The sequence below is a fragment of the Fundicoccus ignavus genome (genome assembly GCF_009659375.1).
In the GTDB taxonomy this organism is placed as follows: Bacteria; Bacillota; Bacilli; order Lactobacillales; family Aerococcaceae; genus Fundicoccus; species Fundicoccus ignavus.
Window position 1 is genome coordinate 1 of record NZ_WJQT01000036.1, and the last position, 12,333, is coordinate 12,333.

The following is a 12,333-nucleotide window of genomic DNA, read 5'->3' on the forward strand; positions in this document are numbered from 1 at the left end:
AAAGCTCTATGAACAGATAGCGGCTTGGGCGGAAGATGATTTCCGTTCAATTAATGGACAAATTGAATACCTCCTAACGGAGTGTGTAAAGCAACGGAAAAAAGATGGCAAGTATGTCTCAGAAACTATAGATGAAGGCATTGAACTTGATATCGAGTAATCTGTTTAAAAGTATATCCTTGAATAATGGACGCAAGTCTGTTGTTCAAGGATTTTTATATATTTTATGTGCATTGTTTTTTATTTAATAATAGCCAAAAAATAAATCAGTTAAAGGACGCAAAATTTGTTATAATAGGATGAATAGAAGGATTGGAGGAGAGACATATGAGACAAGATAAACATCGTTATATCGGTTGTTTATTAGGACTGTTACTGCTACTAATGTTTCATCCTCCAGTAATTAAAGCAGAAGTCACTGAGGCCGCTTTAGGCTATAACACTTTAGCGGAAACGACTGCTAGCCCGGATCAATTAATTACCGTTAAAGATTTTAAAGTGTACGATGGGGATACAGCGGACTTTATTTTAGAACGTCAGATTGAGCCAAGTATTAAAGCAAGATTTTTATTAATGGATGCTCCTGAAATTAGAGGAGGCGTACCATATAGTAAGGCGGCGCGTAAGCGAGTCAATCAATTATTTGAAGAAGCTGAATTAATTCAAATTGAATATGAAGGTCCCAAAAAGGATAAATATCAACGTGATTTAGTGCATGTTTGGGTTGATGGGCATCTCTTATCAGAAATTCTAATTAGAGAAGGTTATGCTATTGCACGATACATCCATCAATATTTACCTAATAGTCAATATGTCAAAGCCATTTATGAAGCGCAAGAAAAAGCCAAATATGAAGGCTTAAGGGTGTGGGTGGATGGAGATTTGGAGTTTATTAACGAAGCTGAACATGAACTTCAAGCCAACCATTCAGCTGGTTCTGTCAATGAAGCGGAAGAAGTTTATTATCGAAACTGTAAGGAAGTTTGGCAAGCTGGTAAGGCACCGATTAGGGAGGGCGATCCTGGTTTTCGTCCCCAATTTGATGGTGATAAAGACGGGGTTGGTTGCGAGGTTCCTCAGTAATCATCGTGTATTTAAATAAAAATAACCTCAAAGTATTTTTTTGTTAAAAATGACAGTCATTTTAATCATTTTATCATTGAAGTGAATAATCCAGGTATAAGTTTAATAGTATAAGGGATTTTAAGATTTATGTTGATTTAGTTAGCTTTTACTTCGCTCAGCTTATTGTATTCCAAGGCGATGTGAGTTTGTTAGCCGATAGTTTTAGACCTTCGACTAGAATAGCTTTTATTCTAGCCGATAGTTTTAGACCTTCGGCTAGATTAGCTGATACTCTAGCCGATAGTTTGAGCCAATCGGCTAGATTAGCTTATATTCTAGCCAATAGTTTTAGACCTTCGACTAGAATAGCCTTTATTCTAGCCGATAGTTTTAGACCTTCGGCTAGATTAGCTGATATTCTAGCCGATAGTTTTAGACGTTCGACTAGATTAGCCTTTATTCTAGCCGATAGTTTGGCACCTTCGACTAGATTAAATGGACCCTATAGAATGAACAGTGATTTTTACGGCCTCTTAAAATTATAGACAGTGTGGAATAAGATAGATATATTAGCTGTCCACCAACAAAAAGGCTAACTTGCTGAATAAACGCAAGCTGATAACGTGAAATCGAAATAGATCTCGAACAAAGTCCGAAGTTTTGTTTCTTATAGAAATAAAAAGAGTGCCTTTCAATAAATGAAGGGCACTCACTTTTATATTAAGACTTGCGAACAAGCTTAAGTTAATATTCAATAAAGATTAAACGCGTTCTACTTTTCCGCTCTTTAATGCACGAGCTGAAACCCAAACTTTCTTAGGTTCACCATCAACTAAGATGCGAACTTTTTGTAAGTTAGCGCCGAAACGACGTTTTGAAGCGTTCATAGCGTGAGAACGAGCATTACCACTTTTTGCTTTACGTCCTGTGTAATAACATACTTTAGCCATTGTTTTTTCCTCCTTTTTATTGCAGGAGCATTCGTCGCTGCATTTCATACCAAAATAATTTACCATATAATCGAGCGCAAATCAAGGAAAGAATTGAAAAAGATCAGAAAGCTGATTAAACTCAAATAGAGCGCTATGTAAAATTAATAGAAGAGCGTAATATAATTAAAGTCTCATGATAAATTGAATAAATTTTAAAAATAACTAGGCTATTTGAATGTTTTATGGTAACTTATTAGATGTTTGTGAATCCAAATAGTTTAAGAATATCTCAGTATTTGCTATTATTGATGCGTAAAGCGCACATTTATGCTAAAATAATGAAGATATAAAACTTTATAGGAGGACTTTAAATGACTATAAATATTCAAACACCCAATGGACAAATTTCGCTAACAACAGATGTTATTGCGACAGTTGTTGGGGCAGCCGTTACTGATAACTATGGTGTTGTTGGAATGGTAAGTAAAAGTTTCATCCGAGATAATATTACTGAAATTCTTAAAAAAGATAACTATGCAAAAGGTGTCGTTATTTCTCAAGATGCAGATGATGAAGTGATGGTTGATGTCTATATCGTCGTTACTTACGGTACAAAAATCTCTGTGATTTGTCAGAATATTCAACAAACCGTGAAATATAACGTAGAGCAATTACTAGGCTTTGAATTAAGCTATGTAAATGTGCACGTACAAGGAGTTAAGGTTGATTAATTAATCGACCAACTAAGGAGGACATAAGTTGGAATTAGAAAAGTTAACCGCATCTGATTTTCAGGCGATGGTTATTGCCGGAGCGGAACGCTTAAGTGAAAACGTAGATTTGATTAATTCATTAAACGTATTCCCAGTACCAGATGGTGATACAGGAACAAATATGAACATGTCATTTCAATCAGGGCTTGAAAACCTAAGACAAAGTAAAAGTGAACATGTAGGGGAATTAGCACAATCTTTGGCTAAAGGTTTATTAATGGGTGCGCGTGGTAACTCAGGCGTTATCTTGTCGCAAATTTTCCGTGGTTTCTCACAGGCAATTAAAGATAAAGAAACATTGTCTTCAGAAGATTTTGTTGCTGCATTCGTAGGTGGAGTAGAGTCTGCATATAAAGCGGTGATGAAACCAGTTGAAGGAACAATCTTAACTGTTGCACGTGAATCAGCTATTCGTGGTGAAAAGAAAGCGGCTAAAACAGAAGATATCATCGAAGTAATGAAATCAATCGTTAAAGGTGCAAGCTTATCTCTAGATAAAACGCCTGACTTATTACCAGTCTTAAAACAAGTTGGTGTAGTTGATAGTGGTGGTAAAGGTCTATTATGTATATATGAAGGATTTTTAGCAGCATTAACAGGCGAAGTTATTATTGATCATGCAGTAGAAGCAGCAAAATCTGAGCACTCACATGCAATGTTTGAAGGCGACAACGAAACACCATTATCGATGGAAGACATTACATATGGTTACTGTACAGAAATCATGGTGCGTATCGGACAAGGTCCAACAGTTACAAAAGAATTTGATTACGATGAATTCCGTAATTTATTAAACACTAAAGGTGATTCTTTATTAGTCGTTAATGACGATGAAATCGTAAAAGTTCATGTTCACACTGAAAATCCAGGTGAAATCATGCAGCTTGGCCAAGAATTTGGTGAGTTGATTAAGATTAAAGTGGATAATATGCGTGAACAAGTTCGTGGCTTAGAAGCAGAAGATCAAGCTTTACAAGCGGATAAAACAGTCGCAACACCAGTTGAAAAGAAACCATTTGCTATCATCGCAGTTGCTGCTGGTGAAGGAATGATGGAATTATTTAAATCAATCGGTGTTCACGAAGTATTATCAGGTGGACAAACGATGAACCCATCGACTGAAGATTTTATTAAATTAATTGATCAAGTAGCAGCTGAGAATATTATCATTCTACCTAACAACAAGAACATTATTATGGCTGCTGAACAAGCAGCGCAAGTAACGGATGTTCCAACGGTAGTTATTCCAACTACTACAATTCCTCAAGGGATTTCATCAATGTTAGCTTATAATCCAAGTCAAAGTTTAGAAGCGAATAAAGAAGCTATGACTGAATCTAGTCAAACAGTGATTAGTGGTCAAATTACTTATTCAATTCGTGATACAGAGATTGATGGCGTGTCAATCAAAAAAGATGACTACATGGGCTTAGTAAATGGTAAAATTATTTTATCAGAAGCAAACATTGAATCATCTTTATCAAATACATTAGAGTATATTATTAATGAAGACATGGAGTTAATTACAATCATCGTTGGTGAAGATGGCGATACTGAATTAGCAGAAAAAGTTGCTGAGGAAATTGAAGCTAAATACCCAGATGTTGAAATTGAGTTCGTACAAGGCGACCAACCAGTTTATCATTATATTTTATCAGCAGAATAATCAAGCAATAAGACGTCTATACCTGTAAAGCATTATGCCTGGTTGTAAATTTAATGATTCCGTTAAATTACACCTTAGCCTACTGATAGCTCAGGTATATGCGTCTTTTTTTTCTACAAAATATTAATAAAAATAAAATTGCTAGATAGAAATAAAATGTCCAGTTTAGTATCATTAAAGATGAAGATTCCATGTATCTTATTTTGTGAAAGTTTAAGGCGGTGAGTATAGATGACCCTGGGAAAAAGTTGGTTTGATTCGTTGTCGAATTTAAAAGGGATTGGACCAGTGAAAGTTCAACAATTTCAACAAATTGGCATAGCTTCGATTAAGGATCTGTTGTTTCATTTTCCTTTTCGTTATGAAGATATCCAGGTCAGGGAGTTAGCGACCATTCTCGATCAAGAAAAAGTAACCTTAAAAGGTAAAATAGTCTCAGAACCTGTTGTGCAGTTTTTTGGACGAAAGAAAAGTCGCTTAAATTTTAGGCTAGCAGTATCCGATCATGAAATTATTTCAGTAACATTCTTTAATCAACCTTATTTAAAAAATAGTATTCATCTTGGTGAAACACAAGCAGTATACGGGAAATGGCAAAGCAACCAACAAAATTTACTTGGTATGAAGTTAATTAAACAAGCTGAAAGTGACCAAGATTTCGCGCCAATTTATCACACAACGAAGGGGCTAAGACAGCCACAAATAATTCAAGCGATAAAACAAGCATTTGAAGATTACTTTGAGGAGATACCAGAATTACTTCCACATTATCTAAATGAAAAATATCAAATGATTCCCTTAGCTCAAGCTTTATTTCAAATGCATTTCCCTAAAAACGGTGAAGAATCCAAACAAGCTAAACGTAAAATAATTTTCCAAGAGTTCTTTTTGTTCCAATGGAGGTTGCAATTAGCGACTCAAAGGCAAAGAAAACAAACGGGCACCCGAATTTTATATGATGTTGAAGAATTAAAAGAAGTCATTCAATCTATCCCGTTTAATTTAACTACAGCTCAAAAGCGAGCTGTTAACGAAATTTGTTATGATTTAATGGCTGATTTTCCGATGCGACGTATGCTACAGGGAGATGTAGGAAGCGGGAAAACATTGGTTGCTTTCTTGGCAATGATTGCAAGTGTGATTGCAGGTTATCAAACCGCATTATTAGTACCGACCGAAATATTGGCTAAACAACATGTCAAAAGTTTTAATCGAATGTTTGAATCCATCGGTTTGAGAGCAGAATTATTTGTTAGTGTAATGAACACCGCTGAAAAAAAAGCAATTATTGATGGATTGCATACAGGCCGTATACGTATTGTTATTGGAACACATGCATTGATACAGGACGCGATTAAATTTAAAAATCTAGGTTTAGCAATTATCGATGAACAACATCGATTTGGAGTCGGACAAAGACAAGCGATGCTAAACAAAGGAGTCGATAAAGATTCGATTAATTTACTTCAAATGACCGCAACGCCAATTCCAAGATCCTTGGCACTGTCTTTGTATGGAGAAATGAGTGTATCAACGATTGATGAATTACCTAATGGGCGTCAGCCAATTACGACTGTCCTAGTTGAGGAAGAGCAAATCGAAACAGTTTATCAGTCGATGGCAGATGAGTTATCAGCTGGGCATCAAATTTATTATGTCTTACCATTAATTGAAAGTTCCGAACATATGGAGCAGATCGAAAATGTTTTAGAAGTTTCGGATAAACTAAGAGCTCGATTTCCGAATTATCAAGTTGATGTTCTTCATGGGCAACTAGATAAAACAGAACAGCAAGTTGTGATGGAAAGTTTTGGTAGCAACCAAACTCAAATTCTTGTGGCAACAACGATGGTCGAAGTAGGAGTCGATGTTGCCAATGCAACTGTAATTGTCATTCAATCAGCGGAAAGGTTTGGTTTGGCTCAATTACATCAATTAAGAGGACGAGTCGGGCGAAGCAATTTAGCAAGCTATTGTTATTTAATTTCTAAACCAACAACAGAACAAGGTAAAGCAAGAATGCAGATAATGAGCCAACATCAAGATGGCTTTATTATTAGTCAAGAAGATATGAAAATAAGAGGTATGGGAGATGTGCTAGGCCGTAATCAAAGTGGCTTACCACAATTTCATTATGCCAATATCTTTGAAGATCAACATGTATTAGAAGTTGCTCGTCAAGAAGTGGGGCAATTACTGAAAACACCAGAAAGACTCAGTGAAGAAGAAATCTTAACGTTATCACAATGGGTTGAAAAACAAATGATTGAAGTATAAAGAAGTGTATAAACAAGGAGGAAAACAATGGTAACAATTGCAATTGACGCAATGGGTGGAGACAATGCACCAGCAGCGGTAGTTAACGGAGTGAATTTAGCTATTCATGCGTTTGAAGATATTCAAGTTAAATTATTTGGAGATGAAGCTCAAATTAGAGAACATTTAAAGGTACAAGAAAGAGTTGAAGTGATTCATACTACTGAGATAATTGAAGCAGAAGATGAGCCAGTTATTGCGGTTCGTAGAAAAAAAGATTCTTCAATGGTAAGAGCAGCTCGAGCAGTTAAAGAAGGTGAAGCGGACGTATTACTTTCTGCTGGAAGTACTGGAGCGTTGTTAGCAAGTGGTTTATTAGTGGTTGGACGCATTAAGAATATTGACCGTCCAGGTTTAATGCCAGTAATTCCAACAATTTCTAAAGAACATCCACAATTTATTTTAATGGATGCTGGTGCCAATGCTGATTCTAAACCAATCAATTTATTACAACACGCAATTCTAGCAAGTTATTATGCAAGAGAAGTATTGGAAATTAAGTCACCTCGTGTTGGTTTAATTAATAATGGAACAGAAGCTGGAAAAGGAAACGACTTAAGTAAAGCAGCTTATGAATTACTATCTCAAGAAGAATCGATTAATTTTATCGGTAACATTGAAGCGAAAGAATTATTAAACGGCAGTGTTGATGTCGCTGTGACCGATGGTTTCACGGGAAATGCGATTCTTAAGACTTTAGAAGGAACATCTAAGAGTGTATTTAAGGCAATTAAAGGTGCATTAACGAGTGGCGGAATGAAAACTAAATTAGGCGCGTTGATGATTAAAGATGCATTAGCAGGCCTTAAAGATAACTTTGATGATACCAAAGCCGGTGGTGCTGTAATGTTAGGTGTTAAGGGAGCCGTTATTAAAGCACATGGTTCTTCAAATGAAGAAGCAATTTTTAATGCAATCCGTCAAGCTAGAAAAGTGACAAACTCTGGTGTAATTAACCAAACGATTAGTTTTTTTGAAGATTAATTAATTGGTATTTCAAATTTTTCTTGTTATAATATTGAGAGGTTTAACTATTAATGAGATTAATCTATAATTATTTACATTAAATTCTTAAAAAATATAGACAATTCTTATTATTGTCGGTAGAATGTGTAAGTATATTGAAATTGATTAATGGACGAAGCTAAAGCATAGGAGGTGTAGTTATGACCCAAGAACAATCAATATTCGAAAGAGTTCAAGAAATGATTGTCGATCGTTTCGGCGTTCAAGAAGACAAAGTTACAACTTCAATGACCTTTGACGATTTAGGTGCTGATTCTCTTGATGTTGTAGAATTAGTAATGGAATTAGAAGATACATTTAATATTCAATTTGAAGATGATAAAATCGAACAATTATCAAACATTGGAGATGCTGTCAGTTATATTGAAGAATTAAAAAAGTAAGTAACTAATTAAAAGTGGAAAGTACTACTTGCTACTAGAGTAGTACTTTTTATGTCAATACAAACGAAGCGGAGGCATAAAATGGAGAATAATAAAATTCTACTAGAAGTCAAAGATTTACATACTGGCTTTAGAATCAAAGATTCGTATTTTGATGCCGTCGATGGCATTTCTTTTACCTTATCTAAGAATGAAAAGTTGGCCATTGTTGGTGAATCAGGATGTGGAAAAAGTACTTTAGCAACAAGTATTGTTGGTTTACATAATCGATTAAATACTAGAATTACTGGAGAAATTATTTATAATAATGAGAACCTTGTTGAGTACGATGAGACTAAATACAATCAAATTAGAGGGAACGATATTGGGATGATTTTCCAAGATCCATTGGCATCATTAAACCCCTTAATGACGATTGAAGATCAAATTGATGAGGCTTTATTCTATCATACAAAATTGAATAAAAAACAACGACAAGAACGTGTGCTAGAATTATTGGATCAAGTAGGAATTGCGAACCCTGTTCGTATGGCCGCACAGTATCCACATGAATTGTCAGGTGGGATGAGACAGCGTGTTATTATCGCGATTGCCTTAGCTTGTAAACCGCCAATTATTATTGCAGATGAGCCAACAACGGCGCTAGACGTTACAATCCAAGCTCAAATTTTAGATTTATTAAATGATATTCAAGACGAAACAGAATCAGGCATTATTTTAATTACGCATGACTTGGGTGTAGTAGCAGAAACAGCAGACCGTGTAGCTGTTATGTATGCAGGTCAGTTTGTTGAGATAGCACCTGTAGACTTACTATTTAATAATCCTAAACATCCTTATACGCGGTCATTATTACGTTCGATTCCACAATCAAATGATATGGTGGATGAGGATAGTGGAGAATTACACGTTATTCAAGGTGTTGTACCGCCATTAACACGCATGCCTCGTACAGGTTGTCGTTTCGCTGCACGTATCCCTTGGATCCCAGCTGATGCTCACGAAGAAAACCCAACTTTACATGAAGTGGAACCAGGACACTGGGTACGTTGTACTTGTCATGAGCACTTCCATTTCGAAGAGGAGGGTAACTAATGTCAGAATTTATTAGAATTGATAATTTAAAAGTACATTATCCAATCCGTAGTGGTTTCTTTAACCGTGTGACTGATCAAGTTAAAGCGGTTGATGATGTCAGCCTTGTTTTTGAAGAAGGTAAAACTTACGGTTTAGTTGGTGAGTCTGGTTCAGGTAAATCAACAATTGGTAAAGCTATTATTGGTTTAGAGAAAATTACCTCAGGTAATATTTACTATAAAGGTGAAGAAGTATCTAAACAAGCACGTAACCGCCGTTCTGAATACCGTCGTAATGTGCAAATGATTTTCCAAGACGCACTGTCAAGCTTTAATCCTAAACGTCGTATTTCAGATATTCTGACTGAGCCAATGCGCAACTTTGCGAACTGGACGCCAGAAGAAGAACGTCGCCGTAGTATTGAGCTCCTTGAAATTGTTGGTTTAACAGAAGAAGCCTTAAACAAATATCCGCATGAGTTCTCAGGTGGACAACGACAACGTATTGGTGTTGCACGTGCAGTAGCAATCAACCCTAAATTGGTTATTGCTGATGAGCCTGTTTCTGCTTTAGACTTATCTGTACAAGCCCAAGTATTAAACTTTATGAAACGAATCCAAGATGAATATAACATTAGTTATCTATTTATTTCTCATGACTTAGGTGTCGTGAAACATATGTGTGATGAATTAGCCATTATGTACCGTGGTCGTTTTACTGAATATGGAACGCGTCATGATATTTATGAAGAACCACAACACATCTATACTAGACGGTTATTATCAGCAATTCCACAAATCGATCCTAACAACCGTGAAGAACATAAATTAGCTCGATTACGTGTTGAGAAAGAATATCAACAAAACGCTGCTAAATATTATTCTGAAGAAGGTCGTGTATACGACTTGAAAGAAATTTCATCTACTCATAAAGTTGCATTGAAAGATGTCGCTTCATTAACAGAAGGGAGCGTGCGTTAATTATGTGGAAAACTATATTACGTCGTATTATTTTAATGATTCCTCAAATTGTCATTCTGAGTATTCTAGTTTTTGTACTAGGTTCATTGATGCCTGGGGATGCTTTGACAGGTCTTATTGATCCAACTATTTCAGCAGAACAAGTTGAAGCAATGCGTGAGAAACTCGGTTTAAATAAACCAATGCCAGAACGCTATGTAGATTGGGTGAGCGGTGCTATTCGTGGAGACTTCGGTCGTAGTTGGCAACATCGTCAACCAGTACTTTCAATCATTGGACAAAGAATTTGGCCTACTTTATGGTTATCATTATTAACAGTTATCTTAACTTATATTATTGCTTTACCATTAGGTCTACTATCTGGACGTTACCAAAACTCTTGGTTAGATAAAGGTGTAAACTTATATAACTTTATTAGTTTTTCAGTTCCGTCATTTGTATTGGGACTATTAATGTTATGGTTATTTGGTTATACATTAGACTGGTTCCCAACACGTGGTACCGTGGGCTCAAGTGTATCTCCAGGAACGCTAGATTATGTTTTATCAAGATTAAACCATATGATTCTACCTGCAGTGACACTGGCATTAATAAGTACTACAGGTACGATTCAATATTTACGTACCGGAGTTATTGATGCTAAAACACAAGACTATGTGCGTACTGCACGTGCTAAAGGTGTTCCGGAATCTAAAGTTTATTCACGCCACATCTTCCGTAACTCTGTATTGCCAATTGCGGCATTTATGGGTTATACGATCACTGGTTTAATTTCAGGTTCAGTTATTACTGAAACAATCTTCACATACCAAGGAATGGGCGCGTTGTTTGTTGGTTCAATTAGCAACCGTGACTTCTCAGTTATGACAGCATTAGTCCTATTATTCGGTATAATGTCACTTTTAGGGACATTATTATCTGACATTATCATGGTATTTGTAGATCCAAGAATTAGAATAAATTAAGGAGGAGGCTAATAATGGTATTAAATAAACAAGAAGTAGATGCTAAAACAGCAGAAGTCGTTCAAGATGAGAACCATGAAGGCGCTCCTCCTGTCGGCTTTGAAGTAATCCGTCGTGAGTTTGCTAAAGATAAAATAGCAATGGGTGCTTTGATTATTTTATTAGTCATTGTATTAGGTGTTATATTTGCGTCATTCTTTATTGATTTAGACAAAGCGACGACTGTTAATATTTTTAACCGTTTTACACCACCAGGTGAAGATGGCTATTGGTTAGGTACTGATGAAGGTGGACGTGATGTATTTGCGCTACTTATCGTGGGTGCTCGTAACTCGTTATTTATCGGTTGGACAATTACAATTTTAACGGCCATCATTGGTATTGTAACTGGGATAATTTCTGGCTACTATGGTGGTATTATTGATGATATCATGATGCGTATTGTTGACTTTATCATGGTATTGCCACAACTAATGATTATTATCGTAGTCGTAACGATTATGCGTACATTTAACGTTTGGACATTGATTTGGGTCTTAACAGCATTTGCATGGGTGAGTCAAACACGGTTATTCAGAACCGCTACCTTAAGTGAAGCTTCAAAAGATTATATAAGTGCATCGAAAACTTTAGGTACGCGTGATTGGAAAATCATGTTTATCGAATTATTACCTAACTTAAGTTCACTAATCATTACTAACTTAACATTGAGTTTCGCAGCAAACATCGGGATTGAAACTGGTTTGAGTTTCTTAGGTTTCGGTTTACCTGTTGGAACACCAAGTTTAGGTACTTTAATTGGTTATGCGAATAACCCGGATGTTATTGAGAATAAAACATGGGTTTGGTTACCAGCTGTTATTTTAATGTTAGTCTTAATGTTATGTATTAACTACATTGGACAAGCAATGCAAAGAGCTGCTGATAGCAAGCAACGCCGAGGATAAGAGATATAATTTTGGTTCTAAAATTTTGAGTGTTGGTGAGGAAATCCTCACTGACACTCTTTTTAATTTTTTGTACAAAAAAAGCCAGTGATTTCCTTTATAATATAGTCACCACAACCATCAAAAGGAGAATTCACTTGGCATATATACATAGTATCGCAAAATTGTTCGAAATTAAAGACCCAAATATTGTATTAGAGGAT

The 12,333-nt window shown here is 35.8% G+C and carries 13 protein-coding genes; 12 read left to right on the forward strand and 1 reads right to left on the reverse strand.

Features of this window, described 5'->3' with window-relative positions; translation table 11 throughout:
• The 3 genes from GF867_RS13240 to GF867_RS13250 all read left to right on the forward strand — a co-directional run.
• Positions 1–160: type II toxin-antitoxin system antitoxin (locus tag GF867_RS13240; protein ID WP_153833566.1), on the forward strand; the 160-nt coding region annotated here is incomplete at its 5' end.
• Between the two features lie 167 nt (positions 161–327).
• Complete coding sequence (locus GF867_RS13245) at positions 328–1,083, forward strand: thermonuclease family protein (protein WP_153833567.1); 756 nt, start codon at positions 328–330, stop codon at positions 1,081–1,083.
• A 188-nt stretch (positions 1,084–1,271) separates the two neighbouring features.
• Positions 1,272–1,610 (forward strand): hypothetical protein, encoded by a 339-nt coding sequence (locus GF867_RS13250; protein ID WP_153833568.1) that lies wholly within the window; start codon positions 1,272–1,274, stop codon positions 1,608–1,610.
• A gap of 216 nt (positions 1,611–1,826) precedes the next feature.
• On the opposite strand, the gene rpmB is transcribed toward GF867_RS13250, so the two are convergent.
• Entirely contained in the window at positions 1,827–2,015 is a 189-nt protein-coding gene (gene rpmB / locus GF867_RS13255) for a 50S ribosomal protein L28 (RefSeq protein ID WP_153833569.1), read from the reverse strand.
• 353 nt (positions 2,016–2,368) lie between these two features.
• Here rpmB and GF867_RS13260 point away from each other — a divergent pair, with 353 nt between their 5' ends.
• The 9 genes from GF867_RS13260 to GF867_RS13300 all read left to right on the forward strand — a co-directional run bounded on the left by GF867_RS13260 (position 2,369) and on the right by GF867_RS13300 (position 12,130).
• Positions 2,369–2,728: an Asp23/Gls24 family envelope stress response protein gene (locus GF867_RS13260; protein WP_153833570.1), complete on the forward strand. Its 360-nt coding sequence runs from the start codon at positions 2,369–2,371 to the stop codon at positions 2,726–2,728.
• Positions 2,729–2,756: 28 nt separating this feature from the next.
• Positions 2,757–4,436 carry a DAK2 domain-containing protein gene (locus GF867_RS13265; protein WP_153833571.1) on the forward strand — a complete coding sequence of 560 codons (1,680 nt, stop codon included), beginning with the start codon at positions 2,757–2,759 and terminating at the stop codon, positions 4,434–4,436.
• Positions 4,437–4,667: 231 nt separating this feature from the next.
• Entirely contained in the window at positions 4,668–6,713 is a 2,046-nt protein-coding gene (gene recG / locus GF867_RS13270; RefSeq protein WP_153833572.1) for an ATP-dependent DNA helicase RecG, read from the forward strand.
• Between the two features lie 27 nt (positions 6,714–6,740).
• Complete coding sequence (plsX, locus tag GF867_RS13275; RefSeq protein WP_153833573.1) at positions 6,741–7,736, forward strand: phosphate acyltransferase PlsX; 996 nt, start codon at positions 6,741–6,743, stop codon at positions 7,734–7,736.
• Between the two features lie 182 nt (positions 7,737–7,918).
• Positions 7,919–8,161, forward strand: coding sequence for an acyl carrier protein (gene acpP, locus GF867_RS13280; protein WP_153833574.1), 243 nt, complete (start codon positions 7,919–7,921; stop codon positions 8,159–8,161).
• 81 nt (positions 8,162–8,242) lie between these two features.
• Positions 8,243–9,256: an ABC transporter ATP-binding protein gene (locus GF867_RS13285; protein WP_153833575.1), complete on the forward strand. Its 1,014-nt coding sequence runs from the start codon at positions 8,243–8,245 to the stop codon at positions 9,254–9,256.
• Positions 9,256–10,218, forward strand: a complete 963-nt coding sequence (locus GF867_RS13290; protein ID WP_153833576.1) for an ATP-binding cassette domain-containing protein — start codon at positions 9,256–9,258, stop codon at positions 10,216–10,218. Before GF867_RS13285 ends, GF867_RS13290 begins: the two co-directional genes overlap by 1 nt.
• A gap of 2 nt (positions 10,219–10,220) precedes the next feature.
• Complete coding sequence (opp4B, locus tag GF867_RS13295; RefSeq protein ID WP_153833577.1) at positions 10,221–11,183, forward strand: oligopeptide ABC transporter permease; 963 nt, start codon at positions 10,221–10,223, stop codon at positions 11,181–11,183.
• 14 nt (positions 11,184–11,197) lie between these two features.
• On the forward strand, positions 11,198–12,130 hold the full coding sequence (locus GF867_RS13300) for an ABC transporter permease (protein WP_153833578.1): 933 nt from the start codon (positions 11,198–11,200) through the stop codon (positions 12,128–12,130).
• The last annotated feature ends 203 nt before the right edge of the window (positions 12,131–12,333 follow it).

Coding starts and splice junctions, on each gene's coding strand:
- GF867_RS13245 (WP_153833567.1), top strand. CDS start 328: ATGAGACAAGATAAACATCGTTATATCGGTTGTTTATTAGGACTGTTA.
- rpmB (WP_153833569.1), bottom strand. CDS start 2,015: ATGGCTAAAGTATGTTATTACACAGGACGTAAAGCAAAAAGTGGTAAT.
- GF867_RS13260 (WP_153833570.1), top strand. CDS start 2,369: ATGACTATAAATATTCAAACACCCAATGGACAAATTTCGCTAACAACA.
- recG (WP_153833572.1), top strand. CDS start 4,668: ATGACCCTGGGAAAAAGTTGGTTTGATTCGTTGTCGAATTTAAAAGGG.
- plsX (WP_153833573.1), top strand. CDS start 6,741: ATGGTAACAATTGCAATTGACGCAATGGGTGGAGACAATGCACCAGCA.
- acpP (WP_153833574.1), top strand. CDS start 7,919: ATGACCCAAGAACAATCAATATTCGAAAGAGTTCAAGAAATGATTGTC.
- GF867_RS13285 (WP_153833575.1), top strand. CDS start 8,243: ATGGAGAATAATAAAATTCTACTAGAAGTCAAAGATTTACATACTGGC.
- GF867_RS13290 (WP_153833576.1), top strand. CDS start 9,256: ATGTCAGAATTTATTAGAATTGATAATTTAAAAGTACATTATCCAATC.
- opp4B (WP_153833577.1), top strand. CDS start 10,221: ATGTGGAAAACTATATTACGTCGTATTATTTTAATGATTCCTCAAATT.
- GF867_RS13300 (WP_153833578.1), top strand. CDS start 11,198: ATGGTATTAAATAAACAAGAAGTAGATGCTAAAACAGCAGAAGTCGTT.